This window comes from Roseomonas sp. WA12, from assembly GCF_054165765.1.
Window position 1 is genome coordinate 23,157 of record NZ_JBSTUI010000003.1, and the last position, 22,998, is coordinate 46,154.

22 protein-coding genes are annotated in these 22,998 nt (G+C 63.3%); 11 read left to right on the top strand and 11 right to left on the bottom strand.

From position 1 onward, the window contains the following. Nucleotides 1-42 precede the first annotated feature (42 nt). Complete coding sequence (locus ACVBD7_RS25980) at nt 43-1,047, top strand: alpha/beta fold hydrolase (RefSeq protein ID WP_458098551.1); 1,005 nt, start codon at nt 43-45, stop codon at nt 1,045-1,047. 361 nt (nt 1,048-1,408) lie between these two features. Here the strand turns inward: ACVBD7_RS25980 and ACVBD7_RS25985 are convergent, their stop codons facing one another. From ACVBD7_RS25985 to ACVBD7_RS25995, 3 genes are read right to left on the bottom strand one after another with little or no spacing between them, the layout of a single operon-like run. Beyond that, the gene (locus tag ACVBD7_RS25985) at nt 1,409-1,870 is read right to left on the bottom strand and encodes a carboxymuconolactone decarboxylase family protein (protein ID WP_458098412.1); all 462 of its coding nucleotides are present in this window, start codon (nt 1,868-1,870) and stop codon (nt 1,409-1,411) included. Between the two features lie 10 nt (nt 1,871-1,880). Continuing rightward, complete coding sequence (locus ACVBD7_RS25990) at nt 1,881-2,285, bottom strand: cupin domain-containing protein (RefSeq protein WP_458098413.1); 405 nt, start codon at nt 2,283-2,285, stop codon at nt 1,881-1,883. Between the two features lie 42 nt (nt 2,286-2,327). Next, the gene (locus ACVBD7_RS25995) at nt 2,328-2,681 is read right to left on the bottom strand and encodes a hypothetical protein (protein ID WP_458098414.1); all 354 of its coding nucleotides are present in this window, start codon (nt 2,679-2,681) and stop codon (nt 2,328-2,330) included. Between the two features lie 1,221 nt (nt 2,682-3,902). On the opposite strand from ACVBD7_RS25995, the gene ACVBD7_RS26000 reads away from it, so the two are divergent. The 3 genes from ACVBD7_RS26000 to ACVBD7_RS26010 all read left to right on the top strand — a co-directional run bounded on the left by ACVBD7_RS26000 (nt 3,903) and on the right by ACVBD7_RS26010 (nt 7,104). Beyond that, nucleotides 3,903-4,409 carry an N-acetyltransferase family protein gene (locus ACVBD7_RS26000; protein WP_458098415.1) on the top strand — a complete coding sequence of 169 codons (507 nt, stop codon included), beginning with the start codon at nt 3,903-3,905 and terminating at the stop codon, nt 4,407-4,409. Continuing rightward, nucleotides 4,406-5,020, top strand: a complete 615-nt coding sequence (locus tag ACVBD7_RS26005) for an FMN-dependent NADH-azoreductase (RefSeq protein ID WP_458098416.1) — start codon at nt 4,406-4,408, stop codon at nt 5,018-5,020. The genes ACVBD7_RS26000 and ACVBD7_RS26005 overlap by 4 nt, the downstream gene beginning before the upstream one ends. Before the next feature lie 404 nt (nt 5,021-5,424). Continuing rightward, a complete protein-coding gene (locus tag ACVBD7_RS26010) occupies nt 5,425-7,104 on the top strand; it encodes an electron transfer flavoprotein-ubiquinone oxidoreductase (RefSeq protein WP_458098417.1) in 1,680 nt (559 codons plus the stop codon). 194 nt (nt 7,105-7,298) lie between these two features. On the opposite strand, the gene ACVBD7_RS26015 is transcribed toward ACVBD7_RS26010, so the two are convergent. Continuing rightward, complete coding sequence (locus tag ACVBD7_RS26015; RefSeq protein ID WP_458098418.1) at nt 7,299-7,535, bottom strand: hypothetical protein; 237 nt, start codon at nt 7,533-7,535, stop codon at nt 7,299-7,301. A gap of 70 nt (nt 7,536-7,605) precedes the next feature. Between ACVBD7_RS26015 and ACVBD7_RS26020 the strand changes: the two genes are divergently transcribed. From ACVBD7_RS26020 to pdxR, 4 genes are all read left to right on the top strand, one after another. After that, nucleotides 7,606-8,172 (top strand): RrF2 family transcriptional regulator, encoded by a 567-nt coding sequence (locus tag ACVBD7_RS26020; RefSeq protein ID WP_458098419.1) that lies wholly within the window; start codon nt 7,606-7,608, stop codon nt 8,170-8,172. Between the two features lie 43 nt (nt 8,173-8,215). Next, the gene (locus tag ACVBD7_RS26025; protein ID WP_458098420.1) at nt 8,216-9,439 is read left to right on the top strand and encodes an NAD(P)/FAD-dependent oxidoreductase; all 1,224 of its coding nucleotides are present in this window, start codon (nt 8,216-8,218) and stop codon (nt 9,437-9,439) included. Nucleotides 9,440-9,574: 135 nt separating this feature from the next. Further along, nucleotides 9,575-10,315 (top strand): NAD-dependent epimerase/dehydratase family protein, encoded by a 741-nt coding sequence (locus tag ACVBD7_RS26030; protein ID WP_458098421.1) that lies wholly within the window; start codon nt 9,575-9,577, stop codon nt 10,313-10,315. A gap of 3 nt (nt 10,316-10,318) precedes the next feature. Continuing rightward, entirely contained in the window at nt 10,319-11,812 is a 1,494-nt protein-coding gene (gene pdxR, locus ACVBD7_RS26035; protein WP_458098422.1) for a MocR-like pyridoxine biosynthesis transcription factor PdxR, read from the top strand. A gap of 294 nt (nt 11,813-12,106) precedes the next feature. On the opposite strand, the gene ACVBD7_RS26040 is transcribed toward pdxR, so the two are convergent. From ACVBD7_RS26040 to ACVBD7_RS26060, 5 genes are all read right to left on the bottom strand, one after another. Then, complete coding sequence (locus tag ACVBD7_RS26040; RefSeq protein ID WP_458098423.1) at nt 12,107-12,379, bottom strand: hypothetical protein; 273 nt, start codon at nt 12,377-12,379, stop codon at nt 12,107-12,109. Nucleotides 12,380-12,424: 45 nt separating this feature from the next. After that, complete coding sequence (locus ACVBD7_RS26045) at nt 12,425-13,726, bottom strand: NAD(P)/FAD-dependent oxidoreductase (RefSeq protein ID WP_458098424.1); 1,302 nt, start codon at nt 13,724-13,726, stop codon at nt 12,425-12,427. 40 nt (nt 13,727-13,766) lie between these two features. Continuing rightward, entirely contained in the window at nt 13,767-14,243 is a 477-nt protein-coding gene (locus tag ACVBD7_RS26050) for a nuclear transport factor 2 family protein (protein WP_458098425.1), read from the bottom strand. Nucleotides 14,244-14,727: 484 nt separating this feature from the next. Beyond that, nucleotides 14,728-15,585, bottom strand: a complete 858-nt coding sequence (locus ACVBD7_RS26055) for a segregation and condensation protein A (protein WP_458098426.1) — start codon at nt 15,583-15,585, stop codon at nt 14,728-14,730. Continuing rightward, complete coding sequence (locus ACVBD7_RS26060) at nt 15,551-16,291, bottom strand: hypothetical protein (protein ID WP_458098427.1); 741 nt, start codon at nt 16,289-16,291, stop codon at nt 15,551-15,553. Before ACVBD7_RS26060 ends, ACVBD7_RS26055 begins: the two co-directional genes overlap by 35 nt. A gap of 19 nt (nt 16,292-16,310) precedes the next feature. Here ACVBD7_RS26060 and ACVBD7_RS26065 point away from each other — a divergent pair, with 19 nt between their 5' ends. Continuing rightward, nucleotides 16,311-16,505 (top strand): hypothetical protein, encoded by a 195-nt coding sequence (locus ACVBD7_RS26065; RefSeq protein WP_458098428.1) that lies wholly within the window; start codon nt 16,311-16,313, stop codon nt 16,503-16,505. Nucleotides 16,506-16,551: 46 nt separating this feature from the next. Here the strand turns inward: ACVBD7_RS26065 and ACVBD7_RS26070 are convergent, their stop codons facing one another. Both ACVBD7_RS26070 and ACVBD7_RS26075 read right to left on the bottom strand, forming a co-directional pair. Beyond that, complete coding sequence (locus tag ACVBD7_RS26070) at nt 16,552-17,583, bottom strand: tyrosine-type recombinase/integrase (RefSeq protein ID WP_458098429.1); 1,032 nt, start codon at nt 17,581-17,583, stop codon at nt 16,552-16,554. A gap of 1,111 nt (nt 17,584-18,694) precedes the next feature. After that, complete coding sequence (locus ACVBD7_RS26075) at nt 18,695-19,687, bottom strand: hypothetical protein (RefSeq protein ID WP_458098430.1); 993 nt, start codon at nt 19,685-19,687, stop codon at nt 18,695-18,697. Between the two features lie 1,077 nt (nt 19,688-20,764). Here ACVBD7_RS26075 and ACVBD7_RS26080 point away from each other — a divergent pair. Together ACVBD7_RS26080 and ACVBD7_RS26085 are read left to right on the top strand one after the other, a co-directional pair. Continuing rightward, complete coding sequence (locus ACVBD7_RS26080; RefSeq protein ID WP_458098431.1) at nt 20,765-20,902, top strand: hypothetical protein; 138 nt, start codon at nt 20,765-20,767, stop codon at nt 20,900-20,902. A gap of 1,519 nt (nt 20,903-22,421) precedes the next feature. After that, nucleotides 22,422-22,895: a transposase gene (locus ACVBD7_RS26085; RefSeq protein WP_458098432.1), complete on the top strand. Its 474-nt coding sequence runs from the start codon at nt 22,422-22,424 to the stop codon at nt 22,893-22,895. Nucleotides 22,896-22,998 lie beyond the last annotated feature (103 nt).

The window sequence follows — 22,998 nt, forward strand, 5'->3', positions numbered from 1 at the left end:
GAAGGCATTTCCGCAACAACAAGGGCGTCAATGATGGATGAGATGATCGGCGCCGGTCCTTCGCGCCGCCAATTGCTAGGCTGCGCAGCCCTGGCCATCAACGCCGGGGCGGTCGCGTCAGAAGCTTCAGCCCAGCCAGGCCGACCGACCTCCTTCGGGCCCTTGAAGCAGGTTAGGGCGGGGCTACTCGATACCGGGTTTGCTGAACTCGGTCCGGTGGAAGCTCCGGTCGTCATACTTCTGCATGGCTGGCCCTATGATATCCACACCTATGTCGATGTAGCGCCACTGCTCGCACAGAGCGGCTACCGGGTCATCGTGCCCTATCTGCGCGGGTTCGGCTCGACGCGCTTCTTGTCGGCAGGCACGCTGCGCAACGGCCAGCAATCAGTGCTTGCCCTCGACATCCTAGCCTTGATGGACGCCCTCAAAATCGAGAAGGCGATCATCGCAGGTTGCGACTGGGGCGCGCGAACGGCGAACGTCCTCGCTGCACTGTGGCCGGAGCGGTGCAAAGCCATGGTCTCCGTCAGCGGGTACCTGATCGGCAGCCAAGAGGCGGGCAAGGCCCCCTTGCCCCCGCGGACGGAACTCGCCTGGTGGTACCTGTTTTACTTCGCAACGGACCGCGGGCGTGCCGGGTATGAGCAGAACCGTAGCGAGTTCGCTAAGCTCATCTGGCAGCTTGCTTCTCCATTGTGGAGCTTCGACGACGCCACGTTCGATCGGAGCGCCGTTGCGCTCGAGAATCCGGATCACATCGCCATTTCGATTCACAACTACCGCTGGAGGATTGGTCTTGCTGACGGTGAGCGTAAGTACGACGATCTGGAAAAGCGTCTTGCGAGGTTCCCGCCGATCAACGTGCCGGCAATCACTTTGGAAGGTGACGCGAACGGCGCGCCGCATCCGGAACCGTCGGCCTATGCCACCAAATTCACCGGTACTTACGAGCACCGTTTGGTGACTGGGGGCGTTGGCCACAACCTGCCCCAAGAGGCGCCACAAGGCTTCGTGCAAGCCATCATCGACATCGATCAGGCCTGAGATCGCTTCTGGTTAGTGATTTGGTAGTAGGACAGCGCGAGCTGTTGGTCATCGGCCGGTCCTGGCGCGGGGACACGGCCACTGGCCGCAGCAAGGGCTCGGGCGTTGGTGAGCGGATCAGAGGGCGTTGCCATCTCTGGCCAGTCCAAAACGGTCAGGGCGTCCCGCATCCGACAAATCGCTACTGCCTGATCGTCCCTCAACTTCACCACCATATGAACTCCAACGGTTGTTGGCTGGGTTGGCGTCCGTGCGCGAAGCACGGGCGCCTCCAGTCTGAGCGGACGGGGGTGTGGGGGCTACGCCGGCCCAGGCTGGATTTGCGAACGGAAATCGGGAGCGATTCCGGTGTTGGAGCGAGCTAGGCGGCAGCCGAAAGAGCGGCCTGTGGGGGGCGACGGAAGCCGATCGCGATACGGTTGAATGTGTTCATCAGGCCGATCGCAATGGTCAAGTCCACAATCTCCTTCTCGCCAAAAACCGCGGAGACGGACTGAAACTCTTCGTCGGGGATGGCCGTCTCCGCCACGCGCGTGACGGTCTCGGCCCAGCGAAGCGCCGCGCGCTCGCGATCGTCGAACACCGGGCCAGCTTCGTGCCAGACCTGGACCAAGGCCAATTTTTCGGGTGCGACGCCATTTTTGATAAGGTCGCGGGTATGAAGATCGAGGCAGTAGGCGCAGCCATTGATCTGCGAAATACGTAGGAAGATTAGTTCAACCAAAATGGCAGCGAGGCCGCACTGCTTGATGTAGGTGTAGATGCCGCATAGAGCCTTGTAACCGGCAGGAGCGACTTTCTCATAATCAACTCGAATAGCCATAAATCACTCCTTACTTGTTGAGCGTGGCGAGTTCCTTGTAGTCGGTGTCGACGACGAAGACCGCGAGCAGCTTTACGGGCTCGGTTTCACTGACGTTCTCCCCGGCCAGATGATGAGCGCCAGGCTCATCGAAGATGCTCTCACCGGCCTTGTAGACCCGCGGCGGCTTGCCCTCGAGCTGGCTGCGGATGCTGCCAGACACGACATAGGCGGAGATGAACGCCGACTTTGCGTGGTGATGCAGGGTCGAAACGCTGCCCGGCGGGTAGACCACCTCGACCGCAACGAGCGATTTGCCCGGAATGACGTGCGAGCAGTTTCGAACGACGTGATCACCTGTCTTCGGAGGTCCGCGCGCAAAACCTGGGCCTGCCAAAGGTACGCTTGCGACGATTGCCCAAGATATAGGCTCCATCTTTGATCTTCTCCGTCGCTATTTGGGCATGTGGCTGTCGAGCTACTCGCTAGCATCGGTCGTTACGTCGGCGTGACTGCTTGCGGCCACGACAGAGTGTTGGACTTTGCCGGGGTGAACGCAGGCGTCGGCTGCAGCGTCGGCAGCGTGCGCGTCTTGAACGGCCTGCTGGGTGACAGCGATTCTGCCGGAGGGGTCATGACCGTCCTGGAGGAGCAGCATCGGCCTTAGGAAGCGCCCACGCGACACGCGGCAGGCTGCGCATCCAAGATTCAGCTTGAGCGCGGCGGCTGGCGACTGCAGGGTGATTTGGAAGTCGGTCTTTTTCAGGCCGGGGTTGGCGGAAATGTCTTCCCCGATTTTCAGCGTGCAGTCGTTTGCAGCGCCCAGAGACATTCATAGCACCCTGCTGCCTTGACAGTCCTCACGTCGCAGGGTGGCGTCCTGCGTTCTCACGCCCTGAAGCCCCTGCAGATAGAAACCGCGGTCCACCGGACAGGGAGAGCCATAGTCGTGGGCGGCCTCGACTTTCGCGACCGGAGCCAATCCAACGGTGCCTCAAGACTTGTGGCCGTGTCCCCACGTCGGCGCACCTTGCTGGCAACCCCGGCCAGTAGCAGTTGAGCGGCTGACCCTTTGGTGTTGGGACGGTGCAGCTCACGACGATGGGGCTCATGGTGTGTGGCCGGAAGCCATAGGTCATCCGGTCTGACCGGCCGGCAACCGACGCCAGCCTGAAGTTAAGATCGGAGAGCGTGTTCGTCGGAACCAACTCGCTAGCGTCTGCCGGCCGTGTCGATAAAGGATTCACCGTCGCCGGCCTGGTCGCTAGGGGCGACGGTGCTGCGCTTCCCAAGCCTTGTGATGTGGAAAGGCCTGCCAGTGCCGCGCAAACGACTTTTACTGCACCTATGTGCTTCATCTTTTCGGATATCTCCTTTGCCCGAAGATGAACCCAGTCGAAGGTGGCTAATAGAACCAGGATCGGCGCGCCGCAGTGGACCATGCCGGTTGCTGCGAGGGCGAGGCTGCCTCTGTCGACGTGCTGACGGCCTGGGGTGTAGCTTGTTGTTCTCCGGCTAACATCATCAAGGACTGCTGAGCCGGCAACCCGCGAGCGGATCGAGGCTGTCACGGCCGCCTGGACAGACTGGCGCACGCTAGCGATCGTTGAAGAGCAATAGGAGAGCGACAGGAGAGTAATATCGTCACGTCGTTCATCGTGCAAACGAAGGATCGCGAACTGACCCTCCTGCACAGACCCGGCCAATATTTGACAGTCCGCCTCGACGCCTGCTGCAGGCCGCCAATGAAATGAACCTACTCGATCTCCTCCGCTTCCACCCACAATCGTCATCGGATCTATCAACGTCCATTGGTTGTGGAGAAATGCCCCGCTTCTCAAAGCGAACATCATATCTTGCGGCCCGAAACTGTTCCTGGGCGCGCTTGTCGTCGAGCTCTTTTTGGCGAGCGTCGCGGCCGATCGCATCCGCTACGAGTCCTTTGGACCGGCGGACGAGATACTAGCCGCGTAGGGTGACATGGGCCGGCTTGGTCCACTCGGGTTGGCGGTTCCTGGTTCTGACCGGCGTGGCGCGCTGGCGGTAACTCATCATGAACAACGCCAAATTTTTTGAGGGGCCCATGTCCGACCACATTACCAAGCCGGTCATTCTGCCGAACGGGATCGTCCTGCGTCACGCACATGGTCCGGAGGAACTGACCGCCTGCTTTCCCGTAATTTCGCAACTCCGCCCGGACCTCAAAGGTGTGGAAGAGTGGGTCGAGCGCGCCTCGGATATGTCGACGGAGGGCTATCGCGTCCTCGCCGCCTGGGAGAACGATCGAGTCGTAGCGATCGCCGGATATCGGCGGATGGAGAACCTGATCCACGATCACTTCCTGTACGTGGATGATTTGGTGACGGCAGAGGACGAGAGGGGAAAGGGGCTTGGATCGGCCCTCCTGACAGAGCTGTCCGCGATCGGGATCGATGAGTATTGCGGCCGCTTGGTCCTCGACACAGCAGCGACAAACGAGAGCGCGCGGCGGTTCTACAAGCGCGAAGGACTCATCGACGCTGTCATCGGTTTCGTGAAACCCCTGAGGCACCCAGCATGAACATACTCCACATCGATTGCAGCCCGCGTCCAGGCTCGCACAGCCGCCAGCTCTCGGCGGCGATCGTCGAAAAGCTCCTCGCCGTTGCTCCCGGCGCAACCGTTAGCCGGCGAGACCTTGGAACTGAGCCGCTGCCCCACGCCACATCCGATTACGCCACCGCCCTCTCGTCCCAGGCAGCGATGATGGCGGCTTCGGGCGGCGCGTTGGACCTGTCTGAGGCGCTCATCCGCGAAGTCGAGACGGCCGACGCAATCGTCATTGGCACGCCTATGAACAACTTCACCGTTCCTTCAGTCTTAAAAGCATGGATCGATCAACTCCTGAGAGTCGGCCGCACGATCATGTCGACACCGGACGGCAAGGTCGGAATGCTGCATGACCGGCCCGTTTTCATTGGGATCGCCTCAGGTGGGGTCTTTGCCGGCGAGAGGGCTAATCAGCCTGATTTCCTCACCCCTTACCTATCGCTCGCCTTAGGCTGCGTGGGTCTCACGACGCTCCAGTACCTTCCGGTGCAAGCCACAGCGTTCCTCGACCAGGACCAAGTGGCATTAGCGAGGCAGACGGCACTCGAGGCCATAGACCTAACCGTGATGGAGAGGACTTGATGAGCGACGATGCTACAGACCACGGCGCATCTCGCCCTGCGGAGACCGTCAACATGGGATTGGGGTCGACAATGCTGGCCTTCCCTCGCACAGCTCAGGCCGCGTCGACGGCATCAAGCGTCACTAACCCTTAGGGCAACGGCAGAATGGTCCTCGGCCCCGCCGAAACGGAAGTGGCCTTGGTGCTCGCAGCCGATTCTTTTACCTGAAATGGCGCACACCGTCCCCGGCGGTGATGAGTACAGATGGAACAGGGACTTCACCAACGTCCCCTTCATCATGCCCAACGGCTTGACGGATTGGCCTTTTCGCCAGGCTTGCTCGCTACAAGCCATCGAGGTCCTCGCTTCGGATTGACGCCAAAGCTGGCGTCGCTTCCCGCGCAGGGTAATGGAGTAAGTGCGATGGATGTCGCGAGCGCTTGTGAAACTCCTCGCGAGAGTATGGAGTACGATGTTGTGGTCGTTGGCGCCGGGCCCGCCGGGCTGGCGGCGGCGATTAAGCTCAAGCAACTCGATTCGTCCATTTCGGTCGTCGTTGTCGAGAAGGGATCCACGGTCGGAGCTCATATTCTCTCGGGCGCTGTGATCGATCCTTCGGGTTTCGACGCGTTGCTGCCGGGCTGGCGCACGGACGAGGCACGTCCCCCGCTGACGGAAGTGACGGCAGACGTTTTTAGCTTCCTCACATCCGGTCGCGCTTTCCCGCTGCCGAACCTCATCATCCCGCCGCTGATGAACAACCACGGCAACTTCATAGGCTCGCTGGGCCTACTGACCGCCTATCTCGCCGCCCAGGCCGAAGCGCTGGGCGTCGAGATCTACCCCGGCTTCGCGGCATCCGAGCTGCTGTTTGACAAAGGTGGATCCGTCATCGGCGTGGCCACCGGAAGCATGGGCATTGCCAAGGATGGGGCGATCTCAAGCCGCTTCACGCGTGGGATGGAGCTTCGCGGCCGATATACCTTGCTCGGCGAGGGCGCACGCGGGTCGCTCGCGAAGATCGCCATTGCACGCTTCGGACTAGATGCCGGAAGGGAGCCTCAGAAATATGGGATCGGCTTGAAAGAGGTCTGGCGGGTGAGGCCCGAGCTGTTTCAGGCTGGACGCGTTCAACACACCTTCGGATGGCCGCTAGACGATCGAACCGGCGGCGGCTCGTTCCTCTATCACTACGGCGACAATCTCGTGGCCGTGGGATTTGTCGTCCACCTCAACTATGAGAATCCGACTCTCTCGCCCTTCGACGAGTTTCAGCGCTTCAAAACGCACCCGCGCATTCGTCCGGCCTTAGAGGGTGGCGAACGACTGTCCTACGGCGCACGCGTCATTACGGAAGGTGGGTGGCAATCGGTGCCAAGACTGACGTTCCCCGGCGGCGCGCTGATCGGATGCGCGGCGGGGTTCGTGAACGTGCCCCGGATCAAGGGGAGCCACAATGCGGTCCTCTCCGGAATGCTCGCGGCGGAGCATCTGGCTCCGGCGCTCGCACGAGGTCGCGGGCATGACGAGCCGGCGGGGCTCGAGAGCGCCTGGCGCAAGTCCGCGATCGTCCGCGACCTTTACAGGGTTCGCAACGTCAAACCGTTCCTGTCGAAGCTCGGCACGATCCGCGGCACCCTGCTCGGCGGCCTCGACATGTGGGCCAACCAACTTACCGGTTGGTCGCCGTTTGGTACTCTAAAACACGGCAGACCTGACCATGCGACGTTGAAGCCGCTGCGGGATGTGACGCCAGTCACGTATCCCCGGCCCGATGGCCGGGTTTCCTTCGACAGGCTGTCGTCCGTGTTTCTGTCAGCGACGAGCCATGAGGAGGATCAGCCGGTGCATCTGAAGCTTGCCGATCCATACATTCCGGTCCGGAGCAACCTACCGATCTTCGGCGAGCCGGCACGGCTCTACTGTCCCGCTGGCGTCTACGAAGTCGTCTACGCTGATGAGGTAGCTCGCACTGAGCCACGCTTCGTCATCAATGCGCAAAACTGCGTTCATTGCAAAACCTGCGACATCAAAGATCCGGCGCAGAACATCACCTGGACCACGCCTGAGGGCGGCGGTGGCCCGAATTATTCGGACATGTAAGGTCAGACGGCTTAAAGCCATAACTAGCTTCGCGGCGCCCTGTTGTGAAAGTTGCAACGACGCCGGCGAACACCATCGTAGACAGGCGCCCACCACAACGTCCGCCTTGCGTCTTGAACGACCTGATCCGAGCCTCCTGCATCGGCGAGGAGCATTGGCAACGTCCAGACGCTGCGGATCACTGCGGCTTGGTGCTAGCAGGAAGACCCCTGCCCTTCCTTCGCATTGCCGACCGCGATCGTTAGCAGCGCGACAACGCCGATCCCGTGCCAGCAACTTTGAGCAGAGCCACGCACGATCGCCGCCGCGAACGAGATGAGAGTGATCGCGGCATCGAAGGCCAGACTTGGTATCGCGTTGCCGCTCTGCGGCTGAGTGACATGCGTGCCAGCAAGGATGGCGCCAAGGACCCGTACTAGCTCTTCGCGCATCGCTGACGTCGATCGTGTTCTCACGATTTCCCTCTTGCACCTTATAACGGGGACCGTCATAGTCTCCGTTATGGCCTACATGGGAACTGGCGTCGAGTACGCCTTGCACTGTTTGACTTGGATCGCCGCTCCCCTTGAGCAGCCGCCGAGCAGCCGTGATCTCGCTGAGATGCAGGGCGTGCCGCCCGCATTCCTGAAAAAGATCTTCCCGAAGCTGGAGAAGGCCGGGATCGTCGAAGCCAGCGGCGGGATCCGGGGCGGTTACCGGCTCGCGCGCTCTCCGGAGCAGATCAGCGTCCTTGACGTGGTGGATGCCGTCGAGGGTCCGAGAAAGCTGTTCGATTGCCAGGAGATCAGGGGCCGCTGCGTCCTGTTTGAGGGCAAGCCGCCCGCGTGGTCCACCAGGGGCGTCTGCGGTATTCATGCCGTGATGATCCGGGCCGAGAAGGTCATGCGTGACGAACTGGCCAAGACCAGCCTCGCCGCGCTGATGGGGCCGCTGGTTACTAAGATTCAGCCCCCAGGTTTCGCCGGCGAGGTCCGCGAGTGGTTCGCCGGCCGCCAACTCGCGCGCGAAGACGCGCGCGTCTCCGGAATGCGCTCTCGCTCGTCCCCTGCCGATGAAGAGGGTGCGTAGCGCGCGTCGCAGCCTGCCATTCGTTTTTCATGGAGTAGTTCGCATGCAGAGACTCGTGATCGTGGGCGCCGGGTTTGCCGGCATGTGGAGCGCGCTGTCGGCGGTTCGACTGATTGATCTGCAAGGCATCAGGAAGGACGAAATCGAGGTCACGGTCGTCGCGCCCCGCGCGTCGCTGGTTTATCGCCCTCGGCTTTACGAGGCCAATCCCCGGACGATGGTAAGCCCGCTGGGACCGCTTTTCGAGGCGGTCGGGGTCAAGTTCGTGGCGGGAACCGTCGAAGCGATCGACACGGCCACCAAGAACGTCAGCATCGTCGATGACCAAGGGAAGGCAGCAACCCTTGTCTATGACCGAATGATCTTGGCGGCGGGCAGCCGCCTCGCCAAGCCGAGAATCCCGGGCTTGGCTGAGCACGCATTCAGCATCGATCAGCTCGACGAAGCGGCGCAGTTCGAGACACATCTTCATAGCTTGGCGGCTCAGCCTGATAGCCCTGCGCGCAACACGGCCATCGTCATCGGCGGCGGCTTCACGGGCATCGAGATCGCGGCGGAGCTTCCGGCGCGGATGCGCTCGATCCTGGGCGAGGACGCGCCGGTGCGTGTGGTGGTTATCGAACAGGCGAAGGCAATCGGACCGGAACTCGGCGCGAAGCCCCGTCCCGTGATTATCGAGGCGCTGCAATCGCAAGGCGTCGAGTGCCTAGTCGGCACCTCCGTGACGGAGATCGACGCCGGCGGCGTTCGCACGACGGATGGGGAGCGTATCGAAAGCCTTGCAGTCCTCTGGACCGGCGGGATGCGAGCGAACCAGCTCACGGCGCTGCTACCGGGCGACCGTGACGGCCTCGGGCGTCTTCACGTCGATCGCAATTTGCGCTTGCCGGAAGCTCCGGAGATTTTCGCCGCCGGTGACACCGCATATGCGGCCACCGACGATGCTGGCAACCACGCGCTCATGTCGTGTCAGCACGCCTGCAACCTTGGCCGCTTTGCCGGGCACAACGCCGCCGCGGACCTGATCGGCTCCGGCCTGCTGCCGTACAGGCAGGAGCAATATGTCACCTGCCTCGACCTGGGCCCGTGGGGATCGGTTGTAACGTCCGGTTGGGATCGGGAGGTCCAGTCGGTCGGGGCTGAGGCGAAAGCATCCAAGGTGTTCATCAACACGGTTGCTATCGCTGCACCGCCGCCTGTTCGGGAGAAGGCGCTCGCGGCTGCAAACCCGATGACTAGCGTCGTCCCCGACAGCATGGCGGCCTGAGCCGTCAGCCCGCCTTGGTATAGTCACTAGGCGCAAAACCGAACCTCACCGTGCCCGTCGCTGCCGCGCATTGTTTGCCTGGCGAATGAACGCACACGATGCAGGTTCGGTACGCCGCAGATTTGCGGAGTTGATATGACAACCAAAGTATTCGTGGCTGGCGCTTCTGGCGTCATTGGTCGATCGCTCGTCCCTTGCCTTCGGGATGCCGGCTACACCGTCACCGGAACGAGCCGAAGCCCTGAGGGCAAAGCCAAGCTAGTAGCGATGGGCATTAACGCGGTAGTCGTTGATGTGTTCGACGCTGGCGCCCTGGAGGAAGCTGTCTGGGCGGCTTCGCCGGACGTTCTGATCCACCAGCTCACCGATTTATCGGGTGACGTTGGTCCCGCAGTCCTCGAAGAAAGAACGCGGGGCAACGCTCGCCTTCGGCGAGAAGGGACCGCCAACCTGGTCGCTGCGGCGATGGCGACGGGCGTGAAGCGGGTCATCGCTCAGAGCATCGGTTGGGCATACGCACCCAAGGATCCTTGCTTCGTCGAAACCGATCCGCTGGATGTGCAGGCTACAGGGCTACGCGGTGTCACGGTCTCAGAAGGTGTTATCCCGCTCGAAAGCGCGATCCTGGATCGGGATGCATTCGAGGGCGTGATCCTCCGCTACGGGCAGCTTTACGGCCCTGGAACGTGGTCGACTGAGCCCTGTGGCGGTGCACCGCTGCACGTCGAAGCTGCGGCCTTTGCCGCGCTTCTTGCCGTCGATCATGGTCGGCCTGGCGCTTACAACATCGCAGAGCCTGGCGGGGCGCTAGCGGTCGACAAGGCGCTAAGTGAGTTAGGTTGGCGGCCTGACTTCCGCATCAGCCAGCAGGCATAGGCAATGCGGCCCGGCGCGCCTTGGGAGAAGCCTGAGTTCACGCTCGAACGCGTCAGCCCGACCACGCTCGTCGACCAGATCGCGCGCCATGTCGAGGTCGCGATAGCCGAGGGCTCGCTGCAATCGGGCGGGCGTCTTCCATCCTGGCGCGATCTCGCCGGCCAGCTCGGCGTCGCTCGTGGCACGGTGCGCGCCGCCTATGAAAAGCTGATCGATCGGGGATTGCTGATTGCGGCCGGATCGGCAGGCACCCGTGTCGCCGAGCACCTGCCTGCAACGAGTATCCCGGTCACGGCGGACGTGGAAAGCCTGCTCCCACAAGACTTCCATTTCCGCTCGACGCGGGCGCTCGTTTTTCAGATGGGCGTCCCTGCACATGATGCCTTTCCGGCAACGCTGTGGGTTCGACTACATCGACAGGCGGTACAATCGACATCGTTGCGGACCGGCTATGGCGATCCGCGCGGCCTCCCCGAACTCAGGTCAGCGATAGCCTCGCATGTAGCCATAGCGCGCGGGATCGAATGCTCGCCTGAACAGATCATCGTAACGACCGGGTTCCGGGGCGGCTTAGGGGTCGCATTAAGGGCCATCGGAGCCACGGGGAGACAGGCGTGGGTTGAGGATCCCGGCTATCCCGTCACCCGCTACGCCCTTGACTTGGCGGGCGTCCATTCGGTTCCCGTGCCGGTGGACCGTGACGGGCTGATCGTTGAGCGAGGCCGCGAGCTGGCAGCGCATGCTGCGCTGGCGGTCGTCACGCCGGGCCAACAAGCCCCTAGCGGCGTCGCCTTGGCCGAACATCGCAGGCAAGAATTGCTGCAATGGGCGGCGTCTTGCGGAGGCTGGATCGTCGAGGATGATTACCTTGCTGAATTGCACCTTTCAGGCCGATCGCCAAACGCTCTGGCCTCTGGCAATGGAGCCGATCGCGTCATCCATGTCGGAACTTTCAGCAAGACTATCGCGCCCATGGTGGGCATCGGCTTCGTCGTGGCGCCCTTGCCGCTTGCCCGCCGCCTGATTGACGTGGCGACGTGGTTGGGAGCCCCCCCCAACGCCGCCCTCCAGCTTGCCCTCTCGACATTCTTGCGCGAGGGCCATTACCTGCGCCATCTACGGCGGATGCGGCGGCTCTATGGGCAGCGGCGGCAGTGCCTGCTGGACACCTTGGTGAGGCTGGGCGTCGAGACAGCTGTGCCGGCAGCCCTGTCGGTCATGCTGCTCCTGCCTGACGGCTCCGACGATCAGCAGATCGCGCTCGACGCCGGAGCTGTTGAACTTGGGCCGGCGCCTTTATCGCCCTGGTTTTCGTCAGCTTCTCAGCCGCGCTCGGGCTTGCTCCTCGGCGTTGCAAACGTCCTCGAACGAAAAGTCGAGCAGGACTGCCGGCGACTGATAGCGATGCTCGGTACGCTGGAGAGGCGCGTGAAGAGCCCAAGGCTGCTGATTGGCGCAAGGCGAGGAAGCGGAACCCACGACAGCGTGAATCTTTAACTAGCTGTACGCGGCATGACCTGGGACGGCTCGATCGACTTTGAGACCTAGATCGTGCTGGCGGCCTGCGCTGACCTTCCGGGCGGGTATACCGCACCCGTTGCTCGAAGAGCGATGTTCTTGTCAAAAGGGTTCCCGGACCAAGGGTGCCTTCGGCGCCACGATGCGCGCCGCTGCTGACGATACGCCGACACAGCCGAAGTCTCCTGGGGCGCCGCACGCGATCCGGCTAAGGGCCTGGGTGGAGCGGGGCGGCGCACTAGCCGAGCGCGACGCCATTATAGGCGAACGTAGCTATACCCTGGCCGAGCGCGACACACCGGCGGCAGTGAACGGACGGCGGGGCACCTGCTGGACAAGCTGCAGCACATGCGTTTTGCCTGGCGGTCGGAGCAGCTGCCCGAGGACCAGATGTAGTCTGCGTTCGAGGAGGTCGAGGCGAGCCTGGCCGACAACGAGGCCGAGGTGGAAAAGCACTCGCCCGAGCTGCGCAGGACGACCGTCGTCGGCGCTGGGCAGGGTTCGGCCGTTTACCGGCGCACCTACCCGCATCGAGAGCGTGCTCATGATTGGAATCACCTTCGATGCTCGAACAATCCAATTGACAGAGCGTTAGGAATGTTGGGAGCGATTGAGTTGGGTCTGCCTGTTAATTGGATCGGTTATAAGGCGGGAGCCGCGTTGACCACGGAAGTAGATCCACAACCAACTGATGGCCACACCAAGACGGGAGCGCACGCCTACAAGGAAGTAAATGTGTGCGATGCCCCAGAGCCACCAAGCGATCGCCCCGCGCAGCCTCACCCATCCAAAGTCGATGACCGCCTTGGACCGGCCAATCTGAGCCAAACTACCTTCATGATTGTACCGAAATGCTACTTCTTCGTAGTTCCCTGATGCTCTTCGCAGGATGACGCTAGCTACGAAATTTCCCTCCTGCTTGGCTGCGGGAGCTATGCCCGGCACCAATGTACCATCTGATCTGATAACAGCTGCCGTGTCGCCGATAGCGAAAATTTCGGGGTAGCCCGGAACACTGAGATCGGGCTGCACCACGACGCGACCATTCTTATCAGCTGGAACGTTAAGCCACTCAGCGGCAGGAGAGGCCCGTACTCCAGCGGCCCAGATTATGGTACTGGCATGAAGTTGTTCGCTGCCGGACGAGATTACTCCTTGGCGGATTTGGCTTACCGCCGCATTGAGGCGGACCTCCACCCCAAGTTCCTCCAGGGCAAGCTTCGTGTAGTGGGATAAGCTTTCGGGATAGCCGTTCAGAAGTCTCGGCCCTGCTTCAAGCAGGACCACTCGTGCCGTTCGGGTATCCAGCCGACGGAAGTCTCGCGGAAGTGTCTCTCGGGCAAGATCCGCAATTGTGCCGGCAAGCTCGACCCCGGTCGGCCCTCCTCCGATGACGACGAACGTGAGGAGTCCTATACGCCGGTCGGCGTCGGGCTCCTTCTCTGCGTCTTCAAAGGCCCGTAGTATCTGGCTACGGATCGCGGTCGCATCCTCGATCGTCTTTAGGCCCGGAGCGGATACCTCCCAGTCATCATGACCAAAGTATCCGTGTCGTGCCCCTGTTGCTAAGACCAGAAAGTCATAGGCGACGCTTGAGCCGTCCGCCAGGCGGACTTGGCGGGCAGTGGCATCAACGCCTTCCACCGTACCAAGCAATGTGCGGACGTCCTCGCGATCGTGGAGCATCGATCGTATCGGCCATGCGATGTCGGATGGAGCTAACGATGCCGTTGCAACTTGGTATAGGAGTGGCTGAAAGATGTGGTGATTACGCTGGTCAATCAAGGTGATGTCAACGTGCGAGCCTTTTAGGGCTTTTATAGCACGCAAACCGCCGAAGCCTGCGCCGACGATCACCACCCTGGCTCGCCCTCGACTAGTTTCGCCAAACATAAAATCCGCTCCCTCAATGTCAGTATACCTGTGCGGAGGTTTAGGTCCCGAAATCGAAGCCCTTTCCCTCTGGGTCGGAATGGACGTACCACGAGCCTCGAGCACGAAAGGTGGAGGCTGTTGCGTAAGTGTCCTCAAAAAACTGGAGGTAAGAAACTTGACCGTCGGTTACCTTCGCATGGACGGCAAATGGCGATGTAGCGAGCTTGCCCAGTGTACCTGACCGGTAAGAAAGTCTACCAAATGCGGCGACATGATCACCGACGCCGAAGATGTCAGTGATAACAAAATCCTCGACATCCCAGTAAAAGGAAGCACTGCTGAACATGTCGATTATAGCGTCCGCCGCACGGGGGCCCTGTGTGGTTCCGACCCACGGCAGAAGCGTTTTCAGCTCCGAGTTCTCGAAGTTAAGAGATATATAGACCGCATCGTCCGTCACTAACTTTCGTACGATCTCGTCATTCGTTCTGTTCTCGAGAAGACGTCGCACGATGTCGACGGGTCGATTGGTCATTGTAATCTCCAATTTCCTCTTTTTAAAAAAAGAGCTAATCTTAGTGCCTCTAAAGACACTTGGTCGGGGTGATGGTCTCATAGTGGGCACGGTGAACCGGGTCGCCCGATCATTGTCATGATTGGTGACCGGCTACTGGTCTGTTCTGTCATGGAGTGTTTTTCCGGCGTACACGGCGGCAGCCAACGGGTTGGGCGCGTATCTAAGCCGTGCTGATCAGGTTCGTTTTCATTCCCATGCCCCGGAGTATGGGTGTCCGTTTTGGGGCGAGGTAGGACCGATAATCTAGTAAGTCACTGCACCATCGAAATCGACGAGGTCACTCAGCACAGATGCGCAGTGCTATCGAAGGGGATGGACGATCTACGACCGTAAGGAGACGATTGGGGCGTATTGAAAAACGACGCGAGCATTGCTCAGCAAGGGAGCGCCCCGAATCGCGGATGAGGCCAGGTAGGGTCAAGCATTTACTGTAGCTCTTCGATCAGGTGACAGCACTCGCGGACATGACTGTAATCGCTCCGAAAGGCTTCACCTGCTCGATGGAGACCGAGCCATCTCGCGCCAGTTCGAGCCCGGCGACGAGGGTGCTCGCATACGCCGTCCGTAGACGGACTGCGCGGTCAGGTGCATGCGCCGGGAGCTGTGGCATGCAGCGCTCCAGCGCTAATCCGGTTGGGTGCTGCCCGAGCAGCTCGGCGATGCGCCGGAGTGCATCCGGGATACGCCAGAGGTCGGGCGGGTTGGGCCTGTAGATCGACACCGGTTCGGCCCCAATCGCTTCCTTCCCCTCCAGCATGGCGAGCGTCGCCTCCAGAAAGGCCACATACAGCTCCGCCTGCGGCCGGGCCTGGGGTGGCGTGCCCTGGCCCCTGCCGAACACCGCCCGCCCGAGCTGTGGCCGCGCTGCAAGCCAGTCGGCACCGGCTCGCATGCGGGCGAGTTCGTCCAGGAGCTCGAGCCGGCGCGCGGCGGCGACCCTCGCGTCCTCGGCCTCCCCCGGGCTCGTGGGCGCGAGCAGCTGGGCTTTGAGCAGGAGGAGCTGGCTCGCCATGACCAGCCAGTCCCCGCGCCGCTCCAGCGGGATCCGGCCTCCCCCGTCCTCGATGGCGGCGACCAGCTGATCGGTCAGGCTCAGGATCGAGAGCCGCCCGAGGTCGACGCGCTGGCGCCGCACCATCTCCAGCAGGAAGTCGAGCGGCCCCTCGAAGCCCTCCACGCTCAGCCGCGGCGTGGCATGGGTCAGCTGGGACTGCGCTGCCCTCCCCTCCCCTTCCCAGACCTCAGCCGCCGCGGTGGCCGGGAGCTCAGCCACCGCGGCGCGCCCCGACTCGCGGCTCATCTTTCCGCCCGACCCTCTCGCGTGCGGGTACCCGGCTGTCCTGCTCCACCGTCTCGCCCCGTGCTGAACCCGAGTAGTGCGGCTGCAGCTCTACGGAGAGGTCGGGCCATGCACGGCGGAGGCGCACGATCGCGGCCCAGGGCGACCAGTCGGCCGACCAGAACCCGATCCGCAGTTGCCCCATCTTTCTCTTCCGCCCATCCAGCGTGCTCGGCAGCGCCTCGACGTGCCGGAGCGGACGGGTCACGCCCCAGTGGCTGCGGAGCCAGTCCCGACTCACGGCCTCTTCCGGCCCGAGGGCGAGGATGGGTGACGGCACCGGGAGGAGCCGTTGCAGGTCAAAGGGACAGCGCCGGTCGATGGCCAGCCGGGCCAGCGCCGCCTGATGGTTGGCGGCCGCGGCGTCCCGCAGCCTCCGGGCGAGGATCTTGGCGCCGGAGAGGCTGATCGCGCGCACCCCGTCCTGGGGACCGGCCATGGGCAGCAGGAACTCCTCCTCCAGCGAGGCAAGGTCCAGCGCCCAGGGGATCACGCCTGAGCCGGCCGCGGCCTGGCGGAACGCCTCCACGCGTTCCGAGGGCCCGCCGGCAGTCACGACGTTCCACAACCAGTCCACTGGCACAGGTGTGGGCTGCCAGAGGGGCGACGCGGGGTCTCTCTGCTCCGGCGCGACGGTGGCGCTCTCATCGCTTGGCATCGCGCTCATGCGCTTCTAGGAAGCCACGATGCTGTTCAAGCCGCCCGCTCCCACGAAGGACCCTCTGGATACGCTGGAGATCCAGGTCAGCAAGGAGGGAGCAGGGCGGAACAACTGGCGCTGGTCAATCTGGCGCGGGTCGACGCTGGTCTCGCGCGCGCCGCAGGGCTTTGCGGGTGCCGAGGCCGCGTATGAGGATGGACGCCGCGTCCTGAACCGCTGACCAGCGCGCTCTCTGACGAGGTCCCGATCCAGCCGCCGAACCTCCCTCACAGGTCGAGCAGCCGTGCCGGGCTGTCCTGGGTGATCTTGGCGCGCCGGCGGTAGCCCTGGGTGGTGGCAATGCTCCGCTGCCGCGCGTGGTGCATCACCTGCTCGTCGAGGGCGCCCTTCAGATACGCCTCGGTGATGAACCCGGCCCTCAGTCCGTGCGGCGAGAGGCGCTCGGTCTCATCCACCGTGAGTCGAGCCATCTCCGCCCGACGGCGCAGGATCTTCCACACCCCCTGCGGGCTCAGCCGGTCTTCCAGTGCGCCCCCAGCGCTGAGGCGACGGAACACCGGCCCCCACTCCGTGCGCGTCTGCCGGAGCCACTCCTCCATGGCCCGCACCGGGCAGGAGAGCGGGTTCAGGCCTCGAGGGATGCCAATCGTGGCCCCCTCCCCTTCCCGGTCGCGCTTGGAACGCGGGATGAACACGGTCATCCCCTCGGTCGTGAAGCGCAGGTGCTCTCGGTCGACCGCGACCAGCTCGGAGCGCCGCAGCGCGCCGGCGAAGCCCAGCAGCAGCAGCGCGCGATCGCGGGTGCCGGCCGCGTCGGTGCCGCAGGCCGCGAGCAACCGCTTCACCTCGACTGAAGTGAGGGCGGCGGCAGGGCGGGACGCCTTGCCGTGAGTCGCGAGGATGCCGCGCATCGTCGCTGCGATCGCCGGGTGCCGGGTCTCCCAGGGGTGGCCGGCCTGACGGTGCTGGTGGGCGATGGCGGCGAGGCGCCGGCGTAGCCCGCTGCGGCCCAGCGTCTTGGCCAGGCTCGCGAGGTGGCCGGCGACCACAACGGGAGCGGCCGGGAGGGGGGCGATGCCGCCCGCCTCGCACCAGGCGCAGAAGGCACGCCAGTCGCTCTCATAGGCGCGCTTGGTGTTGTCCGAGAGCGCCCGGCCCGCGTAGCCGGCCGCCTGCGCCACCGCTTCGCCGACCGGGCCGGAGAGCATGGCCAGCGCCTCGGGTGGGAGTGTCTGCTGGACAAGCCGCCGCACGGCAGTGGGCAGCGGTGCCCGGCCAGTTTCGTCAGGCGGCGTCAACGCCAGGACCTCTGGGGCCGACGCGGCGAAAGCTCCGCATTTACTGGGCCCGGCGTTCCTGTCCCGGTCATCCCCCCACACCCCCTGCCCTCTTCGGCCGTCCGGTTCAGCGCGGCCGCCCTCGCCGTTCCGGCCAGGATCAGAGTGCCAGGAGAGCCCCTCTCATGGCAATCCGCCCCGCAGTCCAACGTCGGCACGATAATAGATGTTTATCATGCCCAAGTGCCTGCCCAGAGACGCTGATCGCGTCGGAATCACTGGCTTTCCGTTGTGCGGCGGGGGACCGGCCGGCTAGCGCCCTGCCCTGCTGACCCCGGAGCTGATCGCTTCCACACGTCCGGCTTCGCTGGGGGTGACCGCCAGGACGGCGAACCCGCCGTCGAGGGCCGCGACCAGGGCGGCGGCGTAGTCCAGGCCTCCCATCCCGCGACGTGCGAGGCCGTCCAGCACGGTGACGATCCGCTCGCCTGCCGTAGTTCGCTCGAAAGTGAAGAGGCGAAGTGCCTAACCCTCTAACTTCTGAACAGCAGCCTGGGCGGCGCGCTTCATCGCGGCCCGGACATCTACACCGGGCGTCAAGCGGAAAGTGCGGTCGGTGTCGCGGACGACGTTCCGGAAGGAGCGGAGGCGAATGAAGCGGGAAAGGGCCGCGTCGATCATGCAGCCAGCTTGGCACAGCAAGCCGCGCCACGGGACCGGAATGCCGCCCTCCCCTGCCGTCACAATTGTCCACGCATCGTAGAGTCCGCTTTGGAGCGGTGGAGGCGAAGGAGGACTAGATCCAGTCGCGATACGGCTGGAACTCCGACCTGCAGGAGAGCCTCCAGAAGGCCGGGGCTGACCTGAATGAGCGCGAGCTGTAAACCTTAACCGAGGCTTCGGTGAAGCCTCGACCCGCGGAGGAGCACCTGAGGCGCCGGCTTTCTCACCCGGCTGATCGACCACCTCCCCGGGGCACCGCCTCGTGGACGACGGCAGCTCCTGCGCCTTGAAGTTCGGCGTGGCGGTTCTATCGACCATCACTATCCGGCCCGCTGACCTCCGGAAAGGAGGGAGCACGAGCGGGAATCGAGGGAGCACGAGCGGGAGTCGAGGGAGCACAAAGCCCCGGTCACCCCGCCTGGGGCGCCTCTCCGGCGTCGAGCTGGAGATCCAGCTCGGCTTGGCGGAGGCGCTGGTGGTTCCAGCGGTACCTGTAAGTCTTCACCCGCCCGGCGCCGATGGCGTCGCAGCTCCACGATGCCAGACCACCGGCGCGGACAAGGTCGTCGAAGGCTTGGCGGATCTCGCCCCTGAACTTGACCCGTCTCTTGATCGGAGCGTTCAGGTAATCCTCGCCGCATAGCGCCGCTATATCCACATCGTCGATCCAGCTGTGGCTGGGCTTGCCGTCGATGAACGGCCAGATCGACTTCGCGTAGTCGCTCTTGAGCTTGAAGTATGTGTCACCGTCGAGAGAAACGAGCGTCCGGCTCTCGAACATGTCCCTCACCCACTTGCCGTAGCGAATGCTCAGGCGACTATCGAGATCGACGCCGGACCACGAGATCTCACTAATCAGCGTGTCGGAGAAACCTGCGCCAGGGAGCCGTCCTTTTGCGATCCCGGCTTCGTACTGCTCGTAAGTCCCGGGGTAGATCCGAAAGGACACGGACCGCATCTCCTCCAACGACCGGAGCAGCGTAGCGAGATTGTTGACGTGCGCTGTCCGGCCCGTCGCCTGCAGCAGCGCCCTCCACGTCGTAGACGTCTCGTAGATGACGATGTTCTTGGGCACCCGGAAATCGGCACCATCCCGCCACTCCGGGTTGCTCAGCTCGAACCGGGCTGCCCTGACCCTGAACAGCGCGTAGAGGGCGTCCCGGTGCTGGCTACCCAGCTCGCGACCGTGGACCTCCACCACACTGTGCGGCTTCACCGCATAAATCCGGGTGGTGTGGTCCAGGTCTAGGCCCTTCTTCCGCGGCGCAAAGGCCGAGGTCCGGGTCAGCTTGGCAGGCAGGACGGCAGGGTTCTGGCGGCCGCGCCGGTTCGCATGGGTCCTCTCGAACCGCTGGAGGCGGGCAATTTCCTTTTCTTCGGCGGTCTGGGCTTTCCGGAGCATGGATCCCGTTTAGCCGGACTTCGGAGTCCCCTCCAACAGTTGGGAATCCAGGGAGCACGAACGGCTTTCTGCTCCTTCAAAGCCGGACCTCAGGGGTATCTGGAAGCTGGAATCGAGAGAGCATGAATGCTCAGGAATGGCCGGGAAGGTGCCCTGAACGGCCGGAAAGGGTCGCATTCTGTGTATAAATGGCCGTGGAACGTAGGAGAGGGAGCACGAACGGTAGGCCAGGGAGCACCAGCGGGAAGAGAGGGAGCACAGGGCGTAGAGGTGGGAGCACGAATCGCGTGGAAGTCCCTGATCTGCCAAGCAAATCCACGTACTGACGAATCAAAGACTACGAAAGACTTTCTAAAGACGTGGGGCTGTGGACAACCCTCCAGGCGTCTGCGCCGATGGCCGATGAAGCAGAAGCTCGGGAAAGAGCGCGGGCTGGGAGGCCGGTTCCGGTCCAAAAGAGGGAATCGAGGGTGCACGAGTTACGGTATGGAAGAGACCGCCCGTAGCGATCGTTGGGAGAACTGCAGGACGGCATCGCCCTGCTTCTCCAAAATCAAGGCCCCTCGGCCTCGGACCGATAGGAGACCCGCACCAAGCAGCGCGAGCAGAGGCGGAGGGGATGAATCAGGCAGTCGCCAGAGAGGCCGGACGCTGGTCAGGCCAAGTGTCGCAGTGGCGGCAGCGGTCATCCTCCGCCCGGTCCGCGATGGTGGCGTGGCGCAAACGGCGCATCCATGGATGCGGTCTTCATTCGGGTTGGCCCATGAGCAGGATCATACCCTCCGCCGTTGGCAGAGCAGTCCGTAACAGAGAGAGCATGAATCAGTGAACCGCCTCCTCACTCCGCCGCGAGAACCTAATGGCGTGTTGCCAGTCGCGTTGGCCTCCTGGGGAGGACCTAATCTCGAGTAGGCCCGAGTGGCCGAAGACTACGAATCCACGCTTCATCCTCTCTGAGCTTTCTGGCCCAGGGGCGATCCCGTTCTATCAGCGCGGACCAGATCCCTCGAAGAGGCGCTGACCCTTGCCCATCAAGCGGCACACCCCGCTATGGTCGGGGCCCGGCATCTCTAGAGTATGGCGGAGCAGATGGAAGGCCGGCTGACCCAGGTATACTCGCCAGAGTTCTGGCAAGCCTTCATCGAGGACGCCGGACGGATCGCCACAGCCCTCAGGGAGCTCCCGGAAGACACGGAGTTCAAGGGCATGGCCTGATTGATCGAATCACCGATCCAGGCGATCGCACACCGCGCCGCTGTTTCCTCGAAGACCTTCGCACTACTGCATTGCCTGGACTGTGATCAACGATCCCTTCCCGTCGCGGACAACCTGAGCTGATGCCACCCACGATAGTCCAGAGGACTCGGACCTGTTCGGCCGACCGACTGGAAGACCTGAGGGAAGCGGCACGCTTCCTCGCGGAGCGCCTCCGCAATGCCGCTGTCCGTCCTGGTGCGTGGGAGATCCTGCGCTAGGCAGTAGCGGCCGCCGACCACATGCCCGACGCCACAGCAGATGGGGTGGACGAGAATGGCCCTGCGGGGAATGCAGAAGGCGGAGGAAATGAAGAGCTCCATCAACCGCCGAGTGGGCATGGGCGACCTGCGAGCCGGCCATGCAAGAGGGCATTCCGACGTCAGCAACGGCATAGACCGTCCCGATCCGGAGCACATGCACCCTCGCTTCCGCGACGACTCCTCAATGCCCATCGAAAACCGGGCAGCCTGACCGGCGGCAGAAGCCCACGAGCTGCTTAAGAAGGTTCAGTCTCGGGTCAGGGTAATCAACACCCGGGCGGACCTGACCGAGAGACTTAAACGGCTCTGTGCTGAGGTGACGGGCGTAGATCCTTACGGGTTATCGCCATTAAACCGTCCCAGCCTACCACTCGTCCCAAGGCAGCTACCGGCTCCACATCTCGATGCCGGTCATGGGCGTCCGTGGACGCCCGCTAGCTTCCGGCCGTCTAAGGCAACTCGAACAGGCTGTTCATGGGAGGTGATACCCTGAAGCGGGCGGTGGACAGAGAAAAGAGCGGGATCCAGACCAGAAAAGCTGGAGCGCTTGTCTGGAAGGGTTTGACGGCGCGGATGTTTGAGGAACGCTTCGGTGGAAACAAGTGCCGCGACCTCCACGACGCTTAAGGCCTGGGCCAGCTGTACGAAGAGGTGAAGCGCGTGTTGAGCGTAGCGCCGGACGCGGTTGGCGGTGCTCCCTCAGTTCCGGGCATGGGCGACCGGATCCGCAACGAGTGGAAGGCCCTGAATGCCCGCCGCGAGGAGCGCAACACGCGACGGCGCGCACCCCCGGCCAAATAGCGGCCTGGCATTCCGGTCCAGGGCTGGCATCGGTGCCCGACGACTCCTGCCCCGCCTCGGGCACGGGATCAAAAGAGTGCGCAACTATTCATAATGCGGGTCCGCTGACCTTGGTGCATGGGTCGTCCGGTTAGGTATCCTCGGGTAGGCTTGCGTGAGGGCTGCTCATCAATGGCTAATGATTCGCCCGCCATGCCGTTCAAGGCCAATGCCAACTGCCGGCAGCGTATCCCAAGGCAGCGGCACCGGGTGACGAACTTGCCCTCCTACGAGGCTGGTCTGCGTGCCCGCGGCAGCCTCATTGTGTGGTTTACGGCAAAGGCCATCGAGGCGTGGGGCGCAAAGCCCGCACCCGCCGTGGTGGACAGCCCCGCTAATCCGCCCTGGCAATCACCACGGCGCTGACACTGCGGGCGGTGTTTCGCCCGGCGCTGCGGCAGACGGAAAGCCTCATCGCCTCCATCATCGGCCTGCTCCGGCTCGACCTCGCCGTACCCGATCACAGCACCATAAGCCAACGGGCCGAGACGGTGGAGGTGCAGCGTCCTCTCCCGAGGCGCGAGCCCGTGCACCTGCTGGTGGGCAGCATGGGACTGAAGCTCTGCGGCCCGGGCGAGTGGCCTGTGGAAAAGCAAGGCACGAGGACGCGGCGCGAGTGGCGCAAGCTTCATCTCGCCACCGATGCCGACACCAAGCGGATTGTCGCGTCGGCACTGACCGACAAGGATACCTATGATGGCTCGCGGGTCCGGCCTTTGCTCGACCAGGTCGACGGGCCGGTAGCGTACTTCACCGGCGATGGAGCGTATGACCGGGACGACCTCTACGCCGGGGTCACTGCGCGGTATCCGGCGGCCAGCGTCATCGTCCCGCCTCGATCAAGCCGGTGAAGAGCGGTACGGCCGAGACCGCGTCGACGCAACGGGAACTACCTATGCAGACCGTTACCGAGCGCTGCCACATGGGCTGGCGGCGGGCGCCAGGGTACAACTG